21 protein-coding genes are annotated in these 24,191 nt (G+C 61.5%); 7 read left to right on the top strand and 14 right to left on the bottom strand.

The window, feature by feature from the left end; genetic code table 11:
* Nucleotides 1–40: 40 nt before the first annotated feature.
* The 6 genes from ACJJVH_RS01870 to ACJJVH_RS01845 form a co-directional block, all read right to left on the bottom strand.
* Complete coding sequence (locus tag ACJJVH_RS01870; RefSeq protein WP_113359756.1) at nt 41–769, bottom strand: hypothetical protein; 729 nt, start codon at nt 767–769, stop codon at nt 41–43.
* Between the two features lie 137 nt (nt 770–906).
* On the bottom strand, nt 907–2,772 hold the full coding sequence (locus ACJJVH_RS01865; protein WP_412064613.1) for a potassium transporter Kup: 1,866 nt from the start codon (nt 2,770–2,772) through the stop codon (nt 907–909).
* A 53-nt stretch (nt 2,773–2,825) separates the two neighbouring features.
* Nucleotides 2,826–3,803: a magnesium transporter CorA family protein gene (locus tag ACJJVH_RS01860; RefSeq protein WP_113359754.1), complete on the bottom strand. Its 978-nt coding sequence runs from the start codon at nt 3,801–3,803 to the stop codon at nt 2,826–2,828.
* A gap of 402 nt (nt 3,804–4,205) precedes the next feature.
* The gene (apbC, locus tag ACJJVH_RS01855; protein ID WP_112795507.1) at nt 4,206–5,354 is read right to left on the bottom strand and encodes an iron-sulfur cluster carrier protein ApbC; all 1,149 of its coding nucleotides are present in this window, start codon (nt 5,352–5,354) and stop codon (nt 4,206–4,208) included.
* A gap of 667 nt (nt 5,355–6,021) precedes the next feature.
* Nucleotides 6,022–6,759, bottom strand: coding sequence for a helix-turn-helix transcriptional regulator (locus ACJJVH_RS01850; protein WP_412065206.1), 738 nt, complete (start codon nt 6,757–6,759; stop codon nt 6,022–6,024).
* 323 nt (nt 6,760–7,082) lie between these two features.
* Nucleotides 7,083–7,886: an IclR family transcriptional regulator gene (locus ACJJVH_RS01845; RefSeq protein WP_412065205.1), complete on the bottom strand. Its 804-nt coding sequence runs from the start codon at nt 7,884–7,886 to the stop codon at nt 7,083–7,085.
* A gap of 131 nt (nt 7,887–8,017) precedes the next feature.
* On the opposite strand from ACJJVH_RS01845, the gene ACJJVH_RS01840 reads away from it, so the two are divergent.
* The 5 genes from ACJJVH_RS01840 (at nt 8,018) to ACJJVH_RS01820 (ending at nt 12,250) form a co-directional block, all read left to right on the top strand.
* Nucleotides 8,018–8,788 carry an SDR family oxidoreductase gene (locus ACJJVH_RS01840; protein ID WP_112795505.1) on the top strand — a complete coding sequence of 257 codons (771 nt, stop codon included), beginning with the start codon at nt 8,018–8,020 and terminating at the stop codon, nt 8,786–8,788.
* A 22-nt stretch (nt 8,789–8,810) separates the two neighbouring features.
* Entirely contained in the window at nt 8,811–9,743 is a 933-nt protein-coding gene (locus tag ACJJVH_RS01835) for a 2-dehydro-3-deoxygalactonokinase (protein WP_113359748.1), read from the top strand.
* Nucleotides 9,743–10,378 carry a 2-dehydro-3-deoxy-6-phosphogalactonate aldolase gene (locus ACJJVH_RS01830; protein WP_112795503.1) on the top strand — a complete coding sequence of 212 codons (636 nt, stop codon included), beginning with the start codon at nt 9,743–9,745 and terminating at the stop codon, nt 10,376–10,378. The genes ACJJVH_RS01835 and ACJJVH_RS01830 overlap by 1 nt, the downstream gene beginning before the upstream one ends.
* Before the next feature lie 3 nt (nt 10,379–10,381).
* Nucleotides 10,382–11,269 carry an SMP-30/gluconolactonase/LRE family protein gene (locus ACJJVH_RS01825; RefSeq protein WP_112795502.1) on the top strand — a complete coding sequence of 296 codons (888 nt, stop codon included), beginning with the start codon at nt 10,382–10,384 and terminating at the stop codon, nt 11,267–11,269.
* 354 nt (nt 11,270–11,623) lie between these two features.
* Nucleotides 11,624–12,250: a PRC-barrel domain-containing protein gene (locus tag ACJJVH_RS01820; protein WP_113359747.1), complete on the top strand. Its 627-nt coding sequence runs from the start codon at nt 11,624–11,626 to the stop codon at nt 12,248–12,250.
* A 166-nt stretch (nt 12,251–12,416) separates the two neighbouring features.
* Here ACJJVH_RS01820 and ACJJVH_RS01815 read toward each other — a convergent pair whose 3' ends face one another.
* Nucleotides 12,417–13,772 carry an EAL domain-containing protein gene (locus ACJJVH_RS01815; protein WP_112795500.1) on the bottom strand — a complete coding sequence of 452 codons (1,356 nt, stop codon included), beginning with the start codon at nt 13,770–13,772 and terminating at the stop codon, nt 12,417–12,419.
* A 127-nt stretch (nt 13,773–13,899) separates the two neighbouring features.
* On the bottom strand, nt 13,900–15,633 hold the full coding sequence (locus ACJJVH_RS01810) for a response regulator (protein WP_113359745.1): 1,734 nt from the start codon (nt 15,631–15,633) through the stop codon (nt 13,900–13,902).
* Nucleotides 15,634–15,980: 347 nt separating this feature from the next.
* Here ACJJVH_RS01810 and mutL point away from each other — a divergent pair, with 347 nt between their 5' ends.
* A complete protein-coding gene (gene mutL / locus ACJJVH_RS01805) occupies nt 15,981–17,813 on the top strand; it encodes a DNA mismatch repair endonuclease MutL (protein WP_113371695.1) in 1,833 nt (610 codons plus the stop codon).
* A gap of 143 nt (nt 17,814–17,956) precedes the next feature.
* A complete protein-coding gene (locus ACJJVH_RS01800; protein WP_015338954.1) occupies nt 17,957–18,187 on the top strand; it encodes a DUF2093 domain-containing protein in 231 nt (76 codons plus the stop codon).
* Nucleotides 18,188–18,215: 28 nt separating this feature from the next.
* Here ACJJVH_RS01800 and lpxK read toward each other — a convergent pair whose 3' ends face one another.
* The 6 genes from lpxK to ACJJVH_RS01770 all read right to left on the bottom strand — a co-directional run bounded on the left by lpxK (nt 18,216) and on the right by ACJJVH_RS01770 (nt 24,089).
* A complete protein-coding gene (gene lpxK, locus ACJJVH_RS01795; RefSeq protein WP_412064612.1) occupies nt 18,216–19,265 on the bottom strand; it encodes a tetraacyldisaccharide 4'-kinase in 1,050 nt (349 codons plus the stop codon).
* Between the two features lie 84 nt (nt 19,266–19,349).
* On the bottom strand, nt 19,350–20,081 hold the full coding sequence (locus ACJJVH_RS01790; protein WP_112795497.1) for an HAD family hydrolase: 732 nt from the start codon (nt 20,079–20,081) through the stop codon (nt 19,350–19,352).
* A gap of 12 nt (nt 20,082–20,093) precedes the next feature.
* Entirely contained in the window at nt 20,094–21,413 is a 1,320-nt protein-coding gene (gene waaA, locus ACJJVH_RS01785; protein WP_113371668.1) for a lipid IV(A) 3-deoxy-D-manno-octulosonic acid transferase, read from the bottom strand.
* Nucleotides 21,414–21,593: 180 nt separating this feature from the next.
* Nucleotides 21,594–21,839: a DUF4170 domain-containing protein gene (locus tag ACJJVH_RS01780; RefSeq protein ID WP_112795495.1), complete on the bottom strand. Its 246-nt coding sequence runs from the start codon at nt 21,837–21,839 to the stop codon at nt 21,594–21,596.
* Between the two features lie 61 nt (nt 21,840–21,900).
* The gene (locus tag ACJJVH_RS01775) at nt 21,901–22,710 is read right to left on the bottom strand and encodes a 3'(2'),5'-bisphosphate nucleotidase CysQ (RefSeq protein ID WP_412064611.1); all 810 of its coding nucleotides are present in this window, start codon (nt 22,708–22,710) and stop codon (nt 21,901–21,903) included.
* A gap of 26 nt (nt 22,711–22,736) precedes the next feature.
* Nucleotides 22,737–24,089, bottom strand: coding sequence for a TldD/PmbA family protein (locus tag ACJJVH_RS01770; protein ID WP_412064610.1), 1,353 nt, complete (start codon nt 24,087–24,089; stop codon nt 22,737–22,739).
* Nucleotides 24,090–24,191 lie beyond the last annotated feature (102 nt).

Genomic DNA, 24,191 nt, shown 5'->3' with positions numbered 1-24,191 from the left:
CTTCGGCTGCCTCGCGTCCCAGCGGATGCAGGCCATCTGTTCAGGTGAAGACTTTCACCAATTCCGCCGACGGGAGCCCGATGTTTTCCGCCTCCATATACCGGCGCGCCAGCACCACGGCTATGTAAGTCAGCCCGATGGATTGCAAGGCGTTGGATCCGATGGAGAGAGCGACGGTCGACAGATTTAGATGACCATCGACGATCAGGTCTGCCCCATCGAGCGAACCCGCAAAAACCAGCGCGATGATCCCGGCCAGAAGCGGGAGGGCAAAACCCAGAAACACCAAAACCGCCGTTGACGGAAAGCGCCTGAGGCCTCTCCGCAATGCATCCCCAAACGTGGCTTTGGTGCCATGGATACTTGCGGGCAGCCATGTACCGAGCAGAGAAAAAACAACGGTCACCGCGGCAATGAAGATCAGGAGGCTCCAAAGTACGAAGTAAGACTTGCCGGAGCCGCCAGAACGCAACAGAAAAAGGAAAGGCGGTGCCGAAAGCGCTATTGTGAGCAAGCCCAGCATAATGGCTCTGAAAAGATATTTGCCGAACGGGAGCTTTCCTGCTTTTACGGCCTCCGTGAAATTCAGATTTCGCAAGACGGAGTTCTGCACATTCATTGCCAACAGAAACGACAGAAACAAAGTCGGCCCCGTTGTCGACGACTTCTTTGAATATTCCTCAAAAATCGCGCTGCCGACCGCAAATGCGATGAATATAGCATAAAACGGCAAATTGTTGCGGACGATAACCAAGGTCTGTTTGAGCATTCGTGTTCGCCTCCCCCCGAGCGCAAAGCAGCTTCTCCTTTAGATTGAATAGGACACCACGTAACTAGCGCAACAGAAAAGTCGAAGGCCCGGCGGATATCCACCGGGCCTTCGCATGAAAGACGATAATATTCGCTTCAAATGATGACGTGCGAGCCCAGTTCCACCACGCGGTTGGCAGGCAGGCGGAAGTAATCGGACGGATCGGTCGCGGCGTTGGCGAGCGCGATGTAGAGCCGGTCCTGCCAGTGGGGCATGCCGGACTTGGCATCCGGAACCAGCTTGCGACGGCCGAGATAGAAGGAGGTCGACATGATGTCGAACTTCAGGCCCGTCTTGCGCAGCGTCGCCAGCGCCTGCGAGACATTCTGCGATTCCATGAAGCCGAACCGCAGCTCGACGCGCGAGAAGCGCTCCGAAACCTTTTCGACCGAGTAACGGTCTTCCTGTGCGACGCGCGGCTTGTTGATGGTGCGGATCGTCAGGATGACGTTCTTGTCGTGCAGGACGTGGTTGTGCTTCAGATTATGCAGCAGCGCTGCGGGGGCGGATTCCGGATCGCTCGTCAGGAAGATCGCCGTGCCCGGCACATGCGCGGGCGAGTGGTCGCTCTTGCGCTCGATCGAACTGACGAAGGACGACAGCGGAATATCGGTGTGCCTCGTCTTTTCCATGAGGATCGCCGTGCCGCGCCGCCAGGTCCACATGATGACGGTGAAGGCAGTCGCGATCAGCACGGGAACGTAGCCGCCGTCGTGGATCTTCAGAAGATTGGCGCCAAGGAAGACGAATTCCAGCAGCAGCAGCGGCGCCAGCACCCCGGCCGCCATCGGCAGCGTCCAGTTCCAGCGGACGCGGACGAATTCGAAGGCCATGATCGAGGTGACGACCATCGCGCCCGTCACCGAAATACCATAGGCCGTCGCCAGCGCATCCGATGTCTTGAAAGACAGCACCAGGAAGATGACGCCGAAGAAGAGGACCGTGTTGACCGACGGCAGGAAGATCTGACCGGTATTGGTTTCCGAGGTGAACAGGATTTCCATGCGCGGCAGGAAGCCCAGATGAATGGCCTGGCGGGTGAGCGAGAAAGCACCCGTTATGACCGCCTGGCTAGCGATGATCGTCGCCATGGTGGCGAGAATGACCACCGGCAGGATCGCCCAGTGCGGAAACATCAGGAAGAAGGGATCGGACATGGCCATCGGCTCGCGCAGCACCAGCGCACCCTGGCCGAAATAGTTCAACGCCAGCGACGGGAACACCAGGGCGAACCAGGCCCATTGGATCGGGCGGCGGCCGAAATGGCCGAGGTCGGCATAGAGCGCTTCCGCGCCCGTCACGGTCAGGAACACGGCACCCAGCACGACGACGCCGAGGAAGCCTTCGCGCACGAGGAAGCTGACCGCATACCAGGGATTGAGCGCGGCCAGAATGCTGAAATCGTCCGAAATATGCATGATGCCTGCAAGGCCCATGACGATGAACCAGAGCGCCGTGATCGGCCCGAAGAAACGGGCGACGGCGCCTGTGCCATGCGACTGGATGGCGAAAAGCAGCGCCAGGATCGCAACGGATATGGGCACGATATAATCCGACAGCGTCGGCGTGACGAGCTTCAGACCTTCGACGGCGGAGAGAACCGAAAGCGCCGGCGTGATCATGGCGTCGCCGAGGAACAGCGCGGCACCCAGCAACCCCAGCAGCATCAGGATGGCCGTGTGGCCGTTTGCCGTCTTCATCAACAGCGCCAGCAGCGACAGCGTGCCGCCTTCGCCGTCGTTGTCGGCCCGAAGCAGAAAAAGGACATATTTGATGGTGACGATGATCGTCAGCGTCCAGAACATCAGCGATACGACGCTGATGACTTCGCCGCGCGTCAGGCCATCTGCGGCCACCGGCTTGAGTGCCTCGCGAAAGGCATAGAGCGGGCTCGTGCCGATGTCGCCATAGACAACGCCGATCGATCCAAGGGCGAGGAAGGCGAGCTTACGAGCGTTCATTTTCCCGTCGGGAGAATGATGGATTTCGTTAGACATTCAGGATCACTAGACTCTCAGAGCCAGCCTTTCCAGCGAAAAAAGAAAAACGGGACGATGGCGGAAACCACCATCAACAACAACGACGTCGGGTAGCCGTAGGCAAAATGCAGTTCGGGCATACGCTCGAAATTCATGCCGTAGACGGACGCCACGAGCGTCGGCGGCAGGAACACCACGGAAGCGATCGAGAAGATCTTGATGATGGCGTTCTGCTCGATATTGATCAGTCCGAGCGATGCATCGAGCAGGAAAGTGATGTTTCCCGCGACGAACGACGCGTGCTCCGACAGGGATTGGACATCCCGCGAGACATTGCGACACAGGTCCCTGGCTTCGCGGTCCTGCTGCATGGCGGGGATGGCATGAAGGAAGGTCAGCAATCGGGATAGCGAACTCAGGCTGTCGCGCACCTTGCTGAGCGTACGATGATAGCCTGCGATGTCCTTGAGCTTTTCTTCCAGATAGTTTGCCGGCCGGCGGATCTTCTTCACGCGATCGCCGAACACATGCACCGACAATATATCGATACCCGCGACCGTCTGTTCAAGCACCTCCGCGGTGCGGTCGACGATCGTTTCGAGAAGCTTGGCAAGAAGCGGTACGCCGGTACGCCGCTCCTGGGGAATGCGCGACAAAGCCGCGATGAACAGCGCGAAGGATTTCGGCTGCGCATAGCGGATCGTGACCAGCCGGCGCCCCGTCAGGATGAAGGCGACATCGGTCAAGGTCGGCAAACTGGTATCGGCCTTCCACAGGAGCGAGGCAGTCAGGAAAACGGAACCATTCTCGATATAGAGCCGGCTCGACGGCTCTATATCCTTCATGTCCTCGCGCGTCGGAACCTCAAGCCCAAGCAGGCGTTCGATGCTGGCTTCCTCTTCGCGCGAAGGATCGACCATGTCGATCCAGACGGCATTTTCCGGCAGCCGTTCGGCAGCGGAAAGATCGGGAAGCGCAAGCGGCTTCGAGTCTGAGCAATAGGCAGTTATCAACTGCTTGCTCCTGCGGCAGCAAGGACGAGGCGCCTTGCGCGCGCTCGCCGCGATCCCGCCAATGGCCAATGAAAAAAGCTCATAAAACCCCGGTCGTATCCCGCCGGTCCGGCCGGGAATCCGTGTTCACGTTCCATTGCGCTGCTGTACCAATCCTTCGTCCGGCCCGGCGAAGCCGCCTGCTCGGGCGAAATAAAACCACCATTCGGCGGAGAGCGGTCATCGGAAACAACCGACCGGTTCCACGCAGGCGGCGCATATGCAGCAAAGCTCGCAAAGAATCAAGTCACAACCTCTTCAGTGCGCGCTTCCACCGCAGTTTGGCTAATCTTGCGAAGTCATAGCACAGGACGCCGACAAGACAATCCGTCACTATGCGGAAAGCAAATATGTCTCTGTGAATTACTCGAATACGATCGACGGAGCCGCGCGCTGCGGCGAGCCGGCCACCTGCTTCCAGACATTGGCCGCGATCTCGCGATATATGCCGGCCACGACCCCGTTCGGCTCGGCGGCGACGAGCGGCGTTCCGGCATCGGAGGTCTCGCGGATACCCATGGTCAGCGGCACTTCGCCCAGGAAGGGCACGCCGATGCGCTCGGCTTCCTTGCGGGCGCCGCCGTGGCCGAAAATATCATAGCGCGCGCCGGTATCGGGAGCGATGAAATAGCTCATGTTCTCGACGATGCCGAGGACCGGAACCTCGACCTTGCGGAACATGTTCAACCCCTTGCGCGCATCGATCAACGCCAGGTCCTGCGGCGTCGAAACGATGACCGCGCCGGCAAGCGGCACCTGTTGGGCCATGGTGAGCTGCACGTCGCCGGTGCCGGGCGGCATATCCACCACCAGCACGTCGAGTTCGCCCCAGGCGACCTCCCGCAGCATCTGCAGCAGAGCGGACTGTACCATCGGCCCGCGCCAGATCATCGCGGTCTCCTCCTCGACGAGGAAACCCATCGACATGACCTTGAGGCCGTAATTCTCCATGGGATTGATGATGCGGCCGTCGATCTGGGTCGGTCGGCCGGAAATCTTCAGCAGGCGCGGCATCGAGGGGCCGTAGATGTCGGCGTCCAGAATACCCACGCGCAGGCCGTTGGCAAGCAGCCCCAGCGCCAGGTTGACCGCCGTCGTGGACTTGCCGACACCGCCCTTGCCCGAAGCGACCGCGATGATGGCCTTGACGCCGGGAACGCCGATCTTGGCGGCGCGCGGCGGCTGGTGTGGCGCATGCGGATGGGAATGACCGTGCGGGGCAGCCTGTGCCGGCGCCGGCCGGGGCGAGGCAGCGCCGGCCTTCTTGTCGGCCGTCAGCGCGACCAGAGCGCCCTTCACGCCGGGCATCTCCTTGATGACCCGCTCGGCGGCAAGACGCATCGGCTCCAGCTCCTTTGCCTGCTCGGCGGGAACGGTGATGGAGAAATAGACCTTGCCGTCGGAAATGAAGACGTCCGACACCATGCCGAGTTCGACGATGCTGTGCTCCAGGTCCGGGCCGCGAACCGTCTTCAACGTTTCCAGCACCTGTTCCTTGGTGATGTCTGCCATTCCACCCTCGCTGCACGGTCTTGATCGAGAGCGCGGCCCTGGCCGCGCGCTTCCCGAAATCATTCTGGCTTAGATAGTGGAGTGGCGGGGCTTCGCCAAACGAAATTCGGGACGTTGCCGATAAAAACGTCTTCGTTGCGGCCGGCAGGTCCGCCGGGTCCATCTATGACCCTACCAGCCGCAACGCTCTCCCATGCGGAAAGACGTATTTGCCGGCCGACATAGAGCACCCGTCTGGAAGGAATAGGGCAAGGGCACGAAAATCGTGCCATCGGCGCTTCCGATCCTGACAAGCGTGTCAAATAAGCAACAACCGCCGCCGATGCCGTTTGCCCGGAAAAGCTGTGGCGCGGCATCGGCGACGGTCGTTTGATCCGCGCTCGTTTCATCGGCGCTGTTATCAAAGTCCCCTCTGGACCTCTGCCATATGACAAGCAGGAAGCGTGCCAGTTTTCGGAGACCCAAAAATACCCTGATAATTCAATGATCTGGCGCAAGACCTCCGCCGGGAGGCGAATAATTGCTGAAGCAGGTTTCAGCATATTTCATTCGCAACGCACAAAATTCATTCACGACCTGCCTGAATCTCGATCATCGCCATGAGTGTCGCGAATTTCTGACGACCGTGGCGGATACCCGGACGGCAGCGGCAACCCGCCCAGGTTCGTTACTTGATCAATCCGACGCGCAGAGCCTTGGCAACGGCCTGGGTGCGGTTCACGGTATCGAGCTTCTTGGTGGCGCGGTTGAGGTAGTGGTTGACCGTATGCTCGGAAAGCGCAAGGATTTCAGCTATTTCCGCGCTGGTTTTTCCCGCCGCCGTCCAATTCAGGCAATCGATCTCCCTGTCGGTGAGAGCGTCGACGACGCGCACATCGAGATTGCGGATTTCGGCAAGCCGATCGAAAACGTGAGCCGCGATATAGAAGAGATCCTTGATTTCCTCGGCGGAAAAAAGATCGCGATCGCCAGCCAGCGAAACCGCGCCGCGAAGGCCGGAGGCGTCATGGGTGGGCAGATAGATGAAGCGCGTCATGCGAAAACGCTCGAACAGGGAGACGGCAAGCTGCGACTTGCTCGCCTCGCGATTCGCGCTCAACGCGATGTCATGGACAAAGGGCAATGTGGAGCTGCGCAAACGCTGCAGCACAGGGCTGGTCGGCAGCAAGCCTTCCTGATCGTAGTTGGACAGCAATTCGGCCGGCCAGTTGTTGATCACGGAATTGCTCTGCAATTCGGGGGAAGTTACCGGCGGCAGTTTGAGCACCATGAAAGCGCGGCAACGATAGAACTCCGTCAGTACCTTCATGAACCGGAACACATCGAACTGCGTCTTAAGTCTACCGATTTCCTCGATAAAATCCTCACCGCGGGGGGGCGTCCCCGCCTGTACCAATGCCGCCATCATCAGTCTTCTTTATGTAAAAGAGGGAAAAAATCTGAAACTTCCGCTTCTTATCCCTCGCGATTATCGTAGCAGCACCGATATCAGGCGCCGGCTAAAATATAAGTTTTCCAAAACCGTGACTGGATCAATGACCGTTACTATGATGTCTTCCCATCACCTGGCCAAATCCTCCACGATCCCAACAATCACCTAGAGATAATGGCAGTTCTTACGCATATCTCAACAGTAAAATTCCAGACAAACGAGTAATTTGGCTAAGGTCTGATGGTGGCAGCATTAAATCGGCGAGTTTAGACTGACGCTGCGCTAGATTTACAGGATCAACGTTTGGGCCCCATGCGGTTTCGCATGTCCATCATGATCGAATCAGCCGCCGCCACGGTCAGAGGCGCCCATGCCTGCAACTTCTGCGGCGTGACGCGATAAGCCGGGCCGGTGACGGAGACGCCGGCCAGCATGTGGCCATCGTCGGAGCGGATCGGCGCAGCAACGCAACATATGCCGCTTTCATGCTCCTCGAGATCGAACGCATAGCCCCTCGCCCTGATTTCGGAAATATCCGACAGCAGCTCGGCGGCATTGCGAAGCGTATGCTCGGTATAGCGGCGAAATTCGAGAGCGGCTATTCTTGCGGCAAGCTCCGGATCGCCGAGCGCCGAAAGGGCGGCCTTGCCGACGCCCGTGCAATAGGCCGGAGAGGCATTGCCGATCTGGGAATACATACGCACCGACTGCCGGCCCTCCACCTTGTCGAGATAGATGACCTCCGCGCCGCGCAGGATGCCGAGATGAACGGTTTCGGATGTCTCCTCCTGCAGACGGTGCAGATGCGGCTCGGCAACGGCGCGGAATTCGTTGCGCGCCCAGCTGCGCGAGGCAAGCGTCAAAAGCCGGAGACCGATGAGATAACGCCCGTCGCGATCGATCTCCAGCAACCCCTCCTCGACGAGGTGCGACAATTGCCGGTGCAGCGTGCCGCGCGGCTGATCGGCGAGCGACAGAATATCCGTGAAGCGCATGGGGCCATCGGCGAGCGCGACGACGTCGAGCAGGGCCACCAGCTTGCCGAGCGTTCCGGTTTCGCGGTCGCGACGGCTATCCGCCTTTGCATTCTCCGAATTCAGATCCGCACCCTTTCATTTATCGCTGGCACAGGCGCCGTATCCTTGACACGATGAAAGGGTAATTCGATAATTCCATATAGTCAAATTTTGTTCCGAATAATGGAACTATTGCCGATCCCGGAGGAAAGATCTTGGCTGAGACGCAAGCGCAGTTTCCCGATCTGAAAGATCGAACGGTATTGATCACCGGCGGCGGCTCCGGCATCGGTGCCAGCCTTGTCGAAGGTTTTGCGAAACAAGGCGCCAAAGTCGCCTTTATCGATGTCGCCGAGGAACCGAGCAAGGCGCTCGCCGCCCGGCTTTCGGCGCAGGCGGCGCATCCCGTCGTCTTCTATCACGCCGACCTGCGCGATGTCGGCGCCATCAGAAGCACGGTTGCAGCGGTCGAATCCGATCTCGGCGCGATCCGCGTCCTCGTCAACAATGCGGCCTGGGACGACCGGCACGACATCGACACCACGACCGAGGAATACTGGGACAACAACCAGGCGATCAACCTGAAGCAGGTCTTCTTCGTCTCCCAGGCGGCGGCACCGGGCATGCGGGCGGCAGGCGGCGGCGCGATCGTCAACTTTTCCTCGATCGCCTTCAAGATGAACCCGCCGCAGCTTTCCTCCTACGCGGCCGCCAAGTCCGGCATCATCGGGCTGACCAAGAGCTTTGCCGGACGCCTCGGCCCCGAGAATGTCCGCGTCAACGCCGTTCTGCCCGGGATGATCGTGACCCAGCGGCAGCTGGACCTGTGGCTGACCGAGGAAGGCATGGCCAGGACGCTCGATCGGCAGTGCCTCAAGCGCGTGCTGAGCGCCGACGATCTGGTCGGACCGGTGCTTTTCCTGGCGTCGGACTGCTCTGGCGCCATGACCGGGCAAGCCATCACCGTCGATGGCGGCATTTTCTAACGAAAAATCTGGAGCATTTCTCATGACTAAACCCGCATATGTCGCGGTAGATTGGGGTACGAGCAGCTTCCGCCTTTGGCTGATCGGCGAAGACGGCGGCGTTCTGGCCGAGCGCCGCAGCGGCGAAGGCATGACCACGGCGGCACAGACCGGCTTTGCCAAGGTCCTGCAGGCCCATCTCGACGCCGTATCGGCGCCCGACACCCTCCCCGTCATCGTCTGCGGCATGGCCGGCGCGCGCCAGGGCTGGGTCGAAGCCGGATATATCGACGCGCCGACATCGCTCGCCGCCATTCTGACCGGTGCCGTGTCCGTTCCCGGACAATCGCGCGACGTCCGCATCCTGCCGGGTCTGGCGCAACGCAGCCAGACAGTCCCCGACGTCATGCGCGGCGAGGAGACGCAACTGCTCGGTGCGATTGCCGCCGATACGAGGGGCGAGCAACTCGTCTGCATGCCTGGAACGCATTCGAAATGGGTCCGCGTGCTCGATGGCCAGGTGACCGGCTTCTCCACCTTCATGACCGGCGAGCTTTTCGACGTCATTACGAAGCACAGCATCCTGTCGCATGCGGTTGCCGGGGCGGCCGACGTGCCCGCCGATACCAAAGCGTTCGAAGCCGCCCTCAAGGCGGCGTTCGGCACGCCGGCCCTCGTCACCAATCTGCTGTTCACCGCCCGCTCGGGGCAGCTTCTGAACGGGCTGACGGCGGCCGGCGCCCAGGCGCTGATTTCAGGCACCCTGATCGGAGCCGAAATCGCCGGCGCCCTGGCTTCGGCTGGACGGAATGCGGCCATCACGCTTGTCGCTTCCGGCCGTCTTCAGGCTCTCTACGAGGATGCGTTCCGCACCCTGTCGCTCAACTACAAGACCATTGACGCCGATGCCGCCGTCCGTCGCGGGCTTTCCGCAGCGGCCGAAGCGATCTGGTTCAAGAAAGAAAGCAAGAACTGATGACGACCCGTATCCCCTTTCCGCCCATGAAGCGCCCGCTCATCGCCATTCTTCGCGGCATCAAGCCGGAGGAAACGGCCGGCATCGTCGGCGCGCTGATCGAGACCGGCTTCAGCGCCATCGAGATTCCGCTGAACTCGCCGGAGCCTTTCCGCTCCATCGAAATCGCCGCCAGGATGGCGCCTGCCGATTGCCTGATCGGCGCCGGCACCGTGCTGACGGTCGAAGACGTCGACAGGCTGGACGGCGCAGGCGGCAAGCTGCTCGTAACGCCGAATGTCGAGCCCGCCGTCATCAGCCACGCCCGCGACAAGGGCATGGTGACGATGCCGGGCGTCTTTACTGCGACGGAGGCGCTTCAGGCCGCCCGTGCCGGTGCCACGGGGCTCAAATTCTTCCCAGCCGGCGTGCTCGGCGCCGCTGGCATCACCGCCATTCGCGCGGTGCTGCCGCCCGAACTCGTCATCGCCGCGGTCGGCGGCGTTTCGGACAAGAACTTTGCCGATTACACCAAGGCCGGGATCCTCGCTTTCGGTCTCGGCACCAGCCTCTACAAGCCGGGAATGACGGCCGCAGAGGTTGCCGAACGCGCCAAAGTCACCATTTATTCCTATGATGCCGCCATAGGAGCCTGATCTATGACCGATATTCATGATTTTCAGGGCAATATTCTCTGCAACACCTCATCCGTCCTGGGAGAAGGCCCGACCTACGACCCCGATACGGACACCGTCTGGTGGTTCAACATCCTCGGCAAGGAATTGCATGAGCTGCATCTTCCCACAGGCAAGAAGCAGGTTCACGAGCTGCCGATGATGGCAAGCGTGCTGGCGCGCGTCGATGCGGAGCGGCAGATGATCGCCACCGAGCAGGGCCTGTTCCTGCGCGACATCGCGACCGGCGAGTTGAGCTTTTACGCGGCGATCGAAGCCGACAAGCCTGAAAACCGTTCCAACGACGGACGCACGCATATGTCCGGATCACTGTGGATCGGCACGATGGGCAAGCGGGCGGAGATGCAGGCGGGCGCGATCTACCACGTCGCCGGCGGCAAAGTGACCAAGATCTTCGACCAGATCAGCATTCCGAATTCCATCTGCTTTTCGCCCGATGGCACCATCGGCTATTTCACCGATACGCGCGTCAGCCAGCTCATGCGCGTGCTCGTAGACCCCGAGACGGGCCTTCCGACGGGCGAGCCGATCGTCATGGTCGACAGCATGGAAGATCCGGGCGGCCTCGACGGCTCCGTGTGCGACGCGGACGGCTACATCTGGAATGCGCGCTGGGGCTCCGGCTTCGTCGACAAGTACAGCCCGGACGGGCTGCGCATCGAGCGCTATCGCGTGCCCGCCATGCAGCCCTCCTGCCCCGCCTTCATCGGCAAGAATGCGGATCGGCTGGCCGTGACGACCGCGTGGGAAGGCCTGGATGAGGAGGCACGCTCCATGCAGCCCCAGGCCGGCGCGCTGCTGGAGCTCGGCCTGACGGTGAGAGGCGTTTTCGACCCGCCATACAAGCTGTGATTGAAATCCGCCTTCGACCGACGAGCGTTGAAGGCGGTTCTCTCTCCAACGACCGATGCGGCATCGCTCGACATGCAGCCGCGCCGATAGCAGCCCCGCAGGAACCTTCCCGTTGTTCCGAACAATCTTCCAGGTTGTTTTTAAAGGCGGCAAACGGCTGTTTTCAGGCTATATTTCCCTGATTTTCGACCCAAGCAACGCAACTTGCCACAACTTTTGACGGAACCAAAACCTTCGTGAGCCATTTGCCTTTACGACCGGCACGATAAAGGTCGGCACCTAAAGGTTCCACTCGCGCTGGTAAGCATGCACTTTTCATAAAGCATGCCCATCAGAATGAAAGGTAGGTTCACGATGACTGGGAAACTCTTTACTTCTGTCGCTGCAGGCGCAATCTTTGCCACAGCTTCCGTGCTTTCGCCCATGGCCTTCGCACAGGCACAGCAGCCGTCGAATGGCGGCACCGGCAACGCACCGCTGACACAGACAGCCCCGGCGACGCCGGATGCTGCAAAGCCGGATAGCTCGACACCGCAGAACAGCGCTCAGGCCCCTGCGGCGACGACGACCACAGAGCAGGCCGGCGGTTATCTGACCGCTCAGTCGGCAGATCAGATCAGTGCCAAGACCTATATGGGCCAGTCGGTCTATAACGGTCAGAACGAAAGCATCGGCAGCATCAACGACCTGATCCTGCAGAAGCAGGGCGGCGTGGTCGCAGCGGTCGTCGGCGTCGGCGGTTTTCTCGGCATGGGCCAGAAAAACGTCGCCGTTCCCTTCGACAAGATCACGGCCACGCAGAATGCCCAGGATGGCACTGTGAAGCTGACGACCACGGAAACGGCCGACTCTCTGAAGGCCGCGCCGGAATTCAAGACGCTTTCGATGCAGGCCTCGGAGAAGGCGGCAAGCTCGGCGGGCACGTCGACAATGCCGGCTGGCACCGACAGCACGACGACGTCGTCGACCACCAACAAGTAACGCGGCGGTTCGACAAAAATGCGGAAGCGGCGGCCCTTACCGGCCGCCGCTTTGCTTTCCATTCAGTCCGGAGCGGTCAGTTCTTCCCGGAATCTGTGAATCGCATATCGCTTTATTCTCCCGCGCGGTTCGCGCAGAAAGCCCGCACGCCTATACCTGAATTCCTCTAAGCGATTTCGCGCTCGCCGCTCGGTTCGAAATAATGCGTCTGCAGATACCGGAGCGTCGCGGCGCCGTCCGCAGGCTTGCCGAAATAATATCCCTGCCCCATGGCGCAACCCAGCGCCTTCAGCTTTGCCGCTTCGGCGTGCTCCTCGATGCCTTCCGCCACGACGCGCAGCTCAAGCCCTTCGCACATGGCGAGAACCGCCTTGATGATATGCTCGGATGCCCGATCCGAATTCATGCGCGAGACAAAGGCCCGGTCGATCTTCACCTTGTCGAAGATGAACTCGCGCAAGCGCCCGAGGCTGGATTGGCCCGTGCCGAAATCATCCAGCGAAATGCGTACTCCCGCAGCGCGCAGATCGGCGATGATGCGATGGGCGGTATCGGCCGAACTCATGACTGCGGTCTCGGTGATTTCCAGTTCGAGGCGGTGCGGGTCCAGACCGACCCGCGTGAGGATGGCAAGGACGCTGCTGCTGGTGCCGGGGTCCATCAACTGCGCCGACGACAGGTTGAAGGAGAGAAAAAGCTCGCGCGGCCAGGAGAGCGCCGCCTCGGCCGCTTTCCGCAGAAGCGTTTCGGAAAGCGCATCGATAAAGCCGCGCTCCTCGGCGAGCGGCACGAAAACAGCAGGCGAGACGAAACCGAGGTCCGGATCGTTCCAGCGAGCCAGAGCCTCGAAACCGAGAACCATATTGTTGGCGAGCGAGACGATCGGCTGGAAATGCACGTCGATGGCGTCGGAGATGATGGCATTGCGAAGCGCCTGCTCGAGCTGCGTCGCGCGCTTCATCTCCTGCGCAATCTCCCTGGAATAAACGGTGATCTGACCGCGGCCGCGACGCTTGGAGCGGTAAAGCGCGGTGTCGGCATTCTTCAGCAGATCATCGAACTCTTCTCCCGCGAACGGGTGGATGGCAAAACCGAAGGAGGCCGAAAGACGAACGTTGCGGTCGCCGAGGTCATAGGGTGCGGAGAGTACTTCACGGATCATCTGCCCGAATTTTTCGGCGCCGACGCGTTCGAAGACCAGGGGCAGGACGAAGGCAAACTCGTCGCCGTCATGGCGCGTCACCATGGCACCGTCCGGAATGCAAGCCTTGAGACGGTGGGCGACCTGACAAAGAATCTCGTCGCCGGCCTCGACGCCGAACAGATCGTTGATCGGCTTGAAGGCATCGAGGTTGACGATGCCGATGGTGAACGGTGCGGGATCGCCGGCGCGCTCCAGCGCGAGCGCGCGCGTTCGCTCGCGCATGCGATGACGATTGCCCAATCCGGTGAGCGGATCGGTATAAGCTATTGCCTGCGGCTCCTGGCCGACGGGTCCAGGCAGCATTTCACCCGATTTCATATTCGGTTCCGACCTTTTCTCCACCCGGAAAAAAGCATGACCGTGAAGTCTTAACAAAGAATGGCAGGACGACGGACATTCGAAAACGGCGATAACTTGTCATCGGAGATCATATTCGGTGCGGCACTCATCTGCTATGTGCCTTCAAGGCGCTGCGCATGTACTTCTGGAATACCGTCTCGATGATATCGGGGCTGACCGGCTTCAGGATGATGTCGTCCATGCCCGCATCCGCGCATTCCCTGCGATCGCGCTCGAACGCCTGGGGCAGCACCCCGATGATGGGCGTGTGGGCTCCGCTTCCCTTCTCCGTGGCGCGGATCAGCCTGGCGGCCTCGAAGCCGTTCAGGCCCGGCAGCGAAATATCCATCAGGATCAGCTCGGGGCTATATTCCTGCCACAGCCGCACGGCCTCATCGCCGCTCGCGGCGAGCACGTAGCTGTATCCCAACCCTTCGAGGATCTGCGAAAAAACGATCTGATTGATGTCATTGTCTTCGGCGACCAGGATCTGCGCACGGCGGTTCTCGCCGGTTACGCGCCGCCATTCCGGCGCCAGCCCCGGTTCCATGAAGTCGCCGAGCTCGCCGCGAATGTTGCGATTGAAATGGCGCGCGATCACGAAGGCAAGCTCCGTGGCGAGCTGCGAGCCGTCCAGCGACAGGGCCGTCAGGTTCTGCCGCTCGGCGAGCTCTATGCCGCGTTTGCCGAGCTGATTGTCGACGACGACGAGATCGATCTTGACGCCATGCGCGCTCGCCACATCCAGAAACGCGGCCTCCTCGTTCTCGTTGTGAACGACGCAGGCTTCGAAACCGTATTTCTCGAGCATCTTCAGGGCAGCCGTTTCGGCTGCGAAATCGGCCGTGACGACGAGGATTTTGCGGCCGTTGAAATTTTCCGGAACGAAGGTTTCCATGGCGGCCGGGCGGCGCGAGATGGTCTGCAGCGCGGCCACGGGAACATAGGCCCGGCGATAGGATCGGTCACTGTTTTCCCGGATGTTCGATGCCAGCGCGAACTCATCGAAATCGGCCCCGTCCTTGGGCAGATCCTGCATGGTGCAGACGAGAAAATAGCGGCCGGGTTTTCCGATCCGCTGCTTGCGGGTGACGATGTCGCGCTCGGCGCCGTCGCGGGCGATCTGGCGCTGCCGCGAGATCGACATTTCGCCCGTCTCGATCACATGCCGGTCGCTCTCGTGGAAGCGGTTGGCGAGATCGGTGGAGAAGAGATCGAGGCTCTTGCGGCCGCGCACCTCATCCGCCGCGGTTTGATACTTGTCGCAGAAGGCGCGGTTGACCGCGACATAGACCAGGTTCTGATCCTTGACGAAGACCGGAAACGGCAGGTTGTCGAGAATATCCTCGGTGAGCTGCACGCGTTCCATGTCGACGCGCCACTGCTCCTCCCGCTTCTTCACCTCGGAAACGTCGGAGATGATGCAGAAGCCGATGCCCGACGACAGCCGCCGCTTGATGATCCGCACCCAGCGCTCGTCGCTGAAATGCTCCGTCGTCTCGTATCGCTCGCGCCAATGCGTGGCGATGCGCTCCGATATCCAGTCATCGCGATTGGCAACCGGTCTGTTTTGGTTGCGCTGATAGCGTACGCCCGTATCGAACACCGCGCCCAGGAAATCGCGCAACCGCGTCGACGGCTGCAGGAATTCCGGCTGGATCGGAAAGAAATTCAGAAGCTGGCGGCTGGCAAACAGCAGCTGATCGTTTTTGTCGTAAGCGAAGAAGGCGCTGGAAAGGCCGTCACAGAAAGCGTCGAAGAACATCGCCTGCAGATTGCCGCCGAAAGGCGCATCAACAGCCATCATTGCCAAAGCTGCCTTGTCAATCCCGGCAGTCATTCGTCCGATTCCTACACTCAACCAATTTCACAGCACGGCAAATCGTCAGAGCGGACATTCGCTCCACGAGGGCAAATTTTTTGGAAGTTGCATGCTGGCCTTGCACTTGAAGCAGATGGCACCCGGCTCATGAAAATTGACGGCCACCAACCTGCCGTCAAGAGCCGTCAGCATGCACGAAACGCGCCACCTGCGGTCATTTCAAGTTTCTCAGCCTGCAACCTGTCATCATTCCCTTAAACATTGATTAAATTTCTTAACAAAGCCTCGGATGGAAACGGGTGGATCACGGCGCACAAATCGCCTTTCCTCTTTCCTCGCTGTCGCGAATCCACGACAATGACACCATGGCCATCAAGCAACTCTCCGAAACACTGATCAACCAGATCGCAGCCGGCGAAGTCATCGAACGTCCGGCGAGTGCCGCCAAGGAACTGATCGAAAACGCGCTGGATGCCGGCGCCACGCGCATCGAGATCGCCACTGCGGGCGGCGGCAAGGCGCTGCTGCGCGTGACCGACAACGGCTCCGGCATGGATGAGGCCGACCTTGAGCTCGCGGTGCGGCGCCACTGCACCTCCAAGATTTCCGAGACGCTGGAAGACATCCGCACCCTCGGCTTTCGCGGCGAAGCGCTGCCCTCCATCGGCTCCGTGGCAAAGCTTTCGATTGCAAGCCGCAGAGCGGGCGCGCCCGGCGGCGCCGAGATCGCGGTCGCAGGCGGCAAGATCTCGCATCTGCGCCCGGCGGCCGCCAATCCCGGCACGATCGTCGAGGTGCGCGACCTGTTCTTTGCCACGCCGGCGCGCCTGAAATTCCTGAAGACGGAAAAGGCGGAGGCGGCCGCAATCACCGAAGTCGTCAAACGCATGGCGATCGCCTTCCCGCGGGTGCGCTTCGTGCTGTCGGGCAGCGACCGTTCGACGCTGGAATTCCCCGCGACCGGCGAGGATCATCTCGCCCGCATGGCACAGGTGCTCGGCGCCGAATTCAAGGACAATGCCATCGCGCTCGACGCCGTGCGCGAGGATGTGAGCCTTGCCGGCTTTGCCGGCGTGCCGACCTTCAACCGTGGCAATTCCGCCCATCAATACGCCTTCGTCAACGGCCGGCCGGTGCAGGACAAGCAGATCCTCTCGGCGATCCGCGGCGCCTACGCCGAAACCATCCCTGCCGGCCGCTACCCGGTCGCCGTGCTTTCGCTGACGCTCGATCCGGCGCTGGTCGACGTCAACGTTCATCCGGCGAAATCCGACGTTCGCTTCCGCGATCCCGGTCTTGTGCGCGGCCTGATCGTCGGCGCCGTCCGCGAGGCTCTGGCGCGGGAAGGCGACCGCGCCGCAACGACCGGCGCGGATGGCATGCTGCGCGCCTTCACCGCCGGGCGTTCAGGCTTCCAGCCCGGTTGGAGACCATCGCCGGCGGCCGCTCCATGGACGGCCGATACCTCGCCTTCCCGCCCTTACGAGAGAGAAGCAACGACGGCAGGTTACGGATTTGCCGAAAGGTCGCAGGCCGCCTTCGAGGGGCTTGCCGAGCCTGCCGCCCGCGCCGAAGCGCCGCCGCCTGTGGAACCGGTCCGTGCCGAGGAGCCGGCGAGGTTTCCGCTGGGTGCCGCGCGCGCCCAACTGCATGAGAACTATATCGTCGCCCAGACCGAGAACGGGCTTGTGATCGTCGATCAGCACGCCGCACATGAACGGCTGGTCTTCGAAGCCATGCGCAAGGCGTTGCATTCGAAACGCCTGTCCTCGCAGGTGTTGCTCATCCCCGAGATCGTCGATCTGCCCGAAGAGGATTGCGATCGGCTGATGGTGTTCGCCGAGGAGCTTGGCGAGCTCGGACTTGCGATCGAGCGCTTCGGGCCCGGGGCGGTCGCCGTGCGGGAGACGCCGGCCATGCTCGGCGAAGTGGATGCGCAGGGCCTTGTCCGGCAACTGGCCGACGAGATTGCCGAGTGGGACACGGCCTCCGGGCTTGCTGCAAAACTGGAATATGTGGCCGCGACCATGGCCTGCCACGGCTCGGTACGATCGGGGCGGCGCTTGCGTCCCGAAGAGATGAATGCGCTCTTGCGTCAGATGGAGGCGACTCCCGGTTCCGGGCAATGCAATCACGGCAGGCCGACCTATATAGAGCTGAAGCTCTCGGACATAGAGCGGTTGTTCGGACGCAGCTGAAAAACGCCCGGCTTCGGAAGAAGCCGAGCGTCCGACCGCGCTCCGGACCAGACATCGCCGTGCACTTTTCCCGGAAATTCTCTGGAAAAGTCCCGCCCGGCGCGGTATGGCAGACAAACGGCAGTGATCAAGGACGGCGTCAGATGAATCTTTTCGAAGGACATGGAAACCGCGAGGCGAAGATTCGCTATCTCGACGGCGATTTCCAGATCCTGATGCCGGGCTCCTACGTCGTCTGCGCCATGACCGGCAAGCACATCGCGCTCGATGAGCTGCGCTACTGGAGCGTCGCCCGGCAGGAGCCCTATGCCGACGTGATCACGTCGCTCGAAGCCGAAAAGCGTGCCGGGGCACTTCCCAATCAAAAGCGCTGATTTCTCTCGCTGAGAGCCGCCCGCCTTTTTAACCGGCTTTGCCGCCGTGCTTTTCCCGCAAGCGCCGCTCGCGGGCGGCCGCGATCGCCCTGTCGATGATCAAGGACGGCGCCTGTGGGTCGTCGAAGACCATATCGATCTCGATCACCCGGCAGCGCCGCAGCAATTCGTCGGCACGGCCATGGTGGCCGATCAGGCGGACATAGTCCTTCGAGGTGGTGACGATCTCCAGACCTTCGCGCGACGCGATGTCGAGCATGTCGGACACATCGTCCTCACCCGGATGTTCATGGTCCCCGAAGCTGCGGCGTATGGCGATATTCGCCCCGAGCGACTCGACCGTGCGGAAGAATTTGCCGGGATCGGCGATACCGGCGAAGGCAAGCACGTTGCGGCCGCGCAGGTCTTCCTGTCCCCGCACTTTGACGCTCGCGGCAAAGAAGGGCTTTCCGGCCCTTGCCGCAAGCCGAACGACGCGGTCGGCGGCGTTGCCCTCACCCACCTTCAGGAGAGCGGAGGCATACAGAAGCTGCGTGCGCAGCGGCGCGCGCACCGGGCCGCCGGGAACGAGATGGCCGTTGCCGATGCCTCTGGTCGCATCGATCACGACAAGCGCGTAATCGATGGCAAGATGGGCGCTCTGGAAGCCATCGTCCATGATGATGAGATCGGCGCCCTCGCGAACCAGCCGCTCCGCACCCTCGGCGCGGCGGCGGGCAATGACCGTCAGCGCCTCGCGGGCAAGCAGCAGCGGCTCGTCGCCGACCGCCGTGGCGTGATGATGCGCGGGATCGACGACCGTCGTCACATCGAGCGAGCCGCCATAGCCGCGGCTGAGAAAGCCGGGCTTCAACCCCTTCGCCTTCGCGGCCTGGGCAAGGGCAAGCGCCGTCGGCGTCTTGCCGGCTCCTCCGACCGTGAAATTGCCGACGCAGATGACCGGCACCGGCACGGAGGCCCGCTTGCCATTCATCATGCGATGCCCGGCGACGCGGCCGTACAGGAAGGAGAAGGGTGAGAGCCCCCAGGCACGCCAATCCGCCTTTCGCCACCAGAAAGGTGGGGCTTCCGATACCATGCGCCTAACCCAGCCCTGTGCTTGTGCCTGCAACAAGGCGGCAAGAAAGGCCAGATCGCATGAAAAAGCAAGTCATTGCCGGGATCAGGCCGATTGCGCGACCGGCATCAGCAGGCCTTCCAGCTCCGTAATGTCACTGAGACAATAGTCGGAAGCCGCCGTCAGCGTCTCGCGCGAACCGGTGCCCGTCAGCACGCCGACGGTGAGACCGACCCCGGCGTTGCGCCCCATATGCAGGTCGTGATTGTTATCGCCGACGACGGCGACCTGCGCGGGCGAAAGCCCTGTCGCCGCATAGAAGCCGAGCACCATGCCCGGCTCCGGCTTGGTGCCGAAGCCGCTGTCGTAGCCGGCAATATAATCGAGATAGTCGATGAAGCCGAAGCGGCGAGCCGTCTGGCGGATGGACCGCTCGTTGTCGCTGGAGGCAACGCCGAGCTTGTAGCCCCGCTCGCGCAGGCGGCGGAAAAAGGCGGCGAGATCGGTGACGGGCGAGGAAAAGTCGGCCGCGTGCGCGAAGAGCGCATCGAGTTTTTCCACGAGCTCCGCGACATCCATTTTCGAGCCGGCCGCTACGAGTCCTTCGGAAATTTGCCGGGTATTGCCGGCGGCAAGCAGGCTGTCGGGCACGATATGGCCGGAGACCGGGTCCATGCCGCAGGCGGAGAGAAGATGATCGGCCAGAAGGGGATCGTCCTGCGCGGCGATCCTGGCAAGCTCGCGATTGACCGGCAGCCAGCTCTGGTCATAGTCGAGCAGCGTACCGTCCTTGTCGAAAAGAATGCCCGCAATCGCTCCCAGCTTGACCGCCGCCATGCTCTTTCCTTCTTATCCGTTCGCCATCGTCTTCGGCATCAGCCGCGCTTTCACCGAAAGCGGATTGATGTAGGGCTCCAGCCCCTTGACGGTCGCCGCCAGCGCACCGCGCATTTCATGCACGGCGGCAAAGCCGGCATCGATCATGCCGCGTCGTACCATGTCGTTGCTCAGCAGGTAATGCACGCCGCGCGCCAGCATGTCCGTGTCGCGCACCACGCGGGCGCTGCCACGGCGGGCGAGCAACTGGTAGGCATCACGGAAGTTCTGGACATGACCGCCGGTCAGGATCGCACAGCCGAGCATGGCCGGCTCCAGCGGATTCTGGCCGCCCTCGTTGAACAGCGACTTGCCCATGAAGGCGATTTCCGTCATCCGCAGATAAAGCCCCATCTCGCCGATCGTATCGCCGAGGAAAACGTCGACGTCCGGAGAGAGGATATCGTTGCGGGTGCGGCGCGCCACTTTCAGTCCCTGCTCGACGAGCATCGCCTCGATCGCGTCGCAACGCTCGGGATGGCGCGGCACGAGGATGGTAAGCTGGCCGTTATGCTCCTTGAGCATCGTATGCACGGATGCCACGGCGGCCTCTTCGCCTTCGAACGTCGAGACCGCGGCCCAGGTCTTGCGGTTGCCGATCTGCTTCATGTAGCTCGCAAGCGTCAGCGCGTCGTAGGACGGGGCATCGGTATCCACTTTGAGATTGCCCGATCTGAGCACCTGCACGGCGCCGAGGTCGCGGAAGCGTTCGGCATCGAGATCCGATTGCGCCACGACCAGCGCCAAATTCTCGAACAGCGCCTCGGCAAGCGAAGGATGCCGGCTCCACCGGGCAAAGGAACGATCCGACATGCGGGCATTGACGAGGATTTGCGGAATGCGTCTGCGGCCGAGCTCCACGATGGTCGTCGGCCAAATCTCGGATTCGGCGAAAATGGCGCAATCGGGCTGCCAGTAATCAAGGAAGCGCTTGATGGCGGGCTTGAGATCGAGCGGCACGTATTGATGGATGACTTCTTCGCCAAGGCGTTCCTGCGCGACCTTGGCCGAGGTGACCGTACCCGTCGTCAGGATGACGTGAATGTCGCGACGGCGGATTTCGCGGATCAACGGAATGACGGCCGAGGTCTCGCCCACGCTTGCAGCGTGAAACCAGACCAGCGGCCCTTGCGGGCGGTTGGCGCTCGCATAGCCCGAGCGCTCCAGCTTGCGGGAACCGTCTTCCTTGCCCTTTGCCGCACGAACGGCGAGATAAGGCCCGATGAACGGATAGATGGCAACCCCGCCAAAACGATAGGCGCTCAAGGCAAGGCGCGCCCTGAGGCTACTCATTTCGATCGCCTCCCATCGCAGCTGATCATCATCGATGCCAAATCCCGATTAACAAACGGCCGAATAAACAGCCGAATTTTCGTTCTTATTGTGTCAAAGATACCGCTTCATGGCCGGATTTAAAGCGATAACGCTTCACCGGACGGAGATATCAAATGCAAAATTCGGTGCGCGGGGGCCTCAGGATGCCGTTTTTTCCTGCGGATCGAGCAAACGGTGCAGGTGGACGATAAAATAACGCATATGAGCATTGTCGACGGTCTGCTGCGCCTTGGACTTCCACGCCGTCAGTGCGCTCGCATAGTCGGGATACATGCCGACGATATCGAGTTCGTTGAGGTTACGGAACTGAACCTCTTCGAGGTTATCCAGTTCACCGCCGAAGACTAGGTGCAGGAGCTGCTTTTTGCCGCTGGTATTCGTCATTTTCGTCTCTTTCTAGTGTCATCCCCCTCCGCTCTTCATCTGAGGGATTTTGACCAAAAGGTCAACCGTCTCGTCGGTGCGAGAGCTGGCGGAGAAACTCCGGCAATTGCGATGCCGACGCACCGCAAAGTTCGTCATGGGATACCTCGGCGCGATTGTAGCGCAGGACATTGCCCGAAAGATCCACGAGCGCGCCGCCGGCCCGCTCCAGAATGAGGTCGGCTGCGGCCAGATCCCAGTCATGGGAGTTGCGTTTGACGATCGTACCCTCCAGCCGGCCGTCGGCCACCATGGCGAGACGATAGGCAAGCGAAGGAACGTGCTTCACCCGCTCGACCGTCTTGCGGAAATCCGGATCGAAGCCCTTGAGCATATCCTCGCCGGTTGCCAGCCGATGGACATCGTCGCCGACCCTGCGGGAAACACTGATCGGCTTGCCATTCTTCAAGGCCTGGCCGCCGGCCGTCGCCACGAAGAGCTCGTCCAGCGCCGGCGCGAACAGAACTCCGGCCACGGGCCGCCCGTCGGTGACGACGGCGACGCTGACGCACCACAGATCCGAGCCAGAGAGAAAGCCCCTGGTGCCGTCGATCGGATCGACGACGAAGACGGTCGCCCGGGACAGCCGTGCCGCATCGTCGTCCGTCTCCTCGGAAAGCCAGCCATAATCAGGCCGTGCCGACCGCAGTGTGGCGGCAAGGCTTTCATTGGCGGCAAAATCGGCGGCGCTGACCGGGGACTGGCCGTTGTTCTTCCACCAGACCTCCGGCGATTGCCGGAAGTAACCGAGAGCGATCCTGCCCGCATCGAGCGCGGCCTCGACGATCAGGTCCACGTCGCTCAGCCGGCCGGCCTTCTGGCTATCGATCATTCAAAAATTCCAATCTCCGCTGGTTTTCAGCGGCCCGCCAGCGTCATGCGTTCGATCGCAAGCGTAGGTGCTGCAACGCCGAAATCGCGATCGATGTCGTTTGCCGGCGTTACGCGCATGAACATGTCCTTCAGGTTGGAGGCGATCGTCACCTCCGAAACGGGGAAGGTCAATTCGCCGTTCTCGATCCAGAAGCCGGTCGCGCCGCGGCTGTACTCGCCGGTGATCATGTTGACGCCCTGACCGATCAGCTCGGTGACATAGAAGCCCGTTCCGACATTGCGGATCAGCTCCTCCGGCGAAATGTCGCCCGGTTCCAGCGCGAGATTGGTGGACGCGGGCGATACCGCCGTGCCGCCGCGCACACCGCGGCCGTTGGTCTTCAGGCCGCCGCCGATTTCCCGCGCCGTCGCCGTGGAGAGGAACCAGGACTTCAGCACGCCGTCTTCGATCATGACGAGCCGTTTGCCGGACACGCCCTCGCCGTCGAAAGGACGCGAGGAAGGGCCACGAACGATCAATGGATCGTCCGTGATCGAGAGGCCGGATTTCAACACCTGCTCGCCCATCTTGTCGCGCAGGAAGCTGGTCTTGCGGGCGACGGAAGCGCCGTTGATCGCGCCGGCGATATGGCCGACGAAACCGCGGGCAACGCGTGGATCGAAAACCACGGTGAGGTTCTTGCCCGTCGGAACCTGGCGCGGATTGACCCGCTTGACCACACGCTCGCCGGCACGGCGGCCGATCTCTTCGGCGGCGTCGAGATCGGCGAAATAGAGACGGCTGTCGAAATCATAGTCGCGTTCCATGCCGGTGCCTTCGCCGGCAATGACGCTGACGGAGCGCCCGAAGCGCGACCCCATGTAATGGCCGGCAAAACCATGCGAGGTGACGAGCACGAGGCCGCCCATGCCGGCGGAAGCGCCGGCGCCGGATGAATTGGTGACGCCGGAAACGGCGAGCGCCGCCGCTTCGGTCGCAAGGGCCGCTTCCCGCAGTTGCTCGGAGGAAACCTCGGTCGGATCGAACAATTCGAGATCGGGATAAGTCTTGGCAAGATCCGCCTCATCGGCAAGGCAGGCAAAGGGATCTTCGGGTGAAACCTTGGCCATGGCCACCGCACGCTCGGCAAGAGCGTTGAGATCGAAGCCGGGATTGGCCGAAACGCTCGCCACGCGATTGCCGACGAAGACCCTGAGCGAGAAGTCGTCGCTCTCGGAGGATTCCGTTCCCTCCACCTTGCCGAGGCGCACGCTGACGGAATGGGCTCTGGAGCGCACCACGACGGCATCCGCCGCATCCGCACCGGCTTTCCGGGCGAGATCGATCAACTGGCTGGCGCGGGAAAGCAGAGTGGCGGAATCGATTTCTGAGGTCATGATTTGGCCTTTCCTTCGCGTTCCATTTATTGTGCACTACATAAAGCATCAAGGGCGGCAAAGCCGATTCTTGTTTTAATCCCTTCACGCATGGTTGTTTAT

The organism is Rhizobium sp. SYY.PMSO (assembly GCF_046840415.1).
In the GTDB taxonomy this organism is placed as follows: domain Bacteria; phylum Pseudomonadota; class Alphaproteobacteria; order Rhizobiales; family Rhizobiaceae; genus Rhizobium.
Note: the sequence above shows the minus strand (reverse complement) of the source record. Positions and strands in the feature narration are given on the sequence as shown.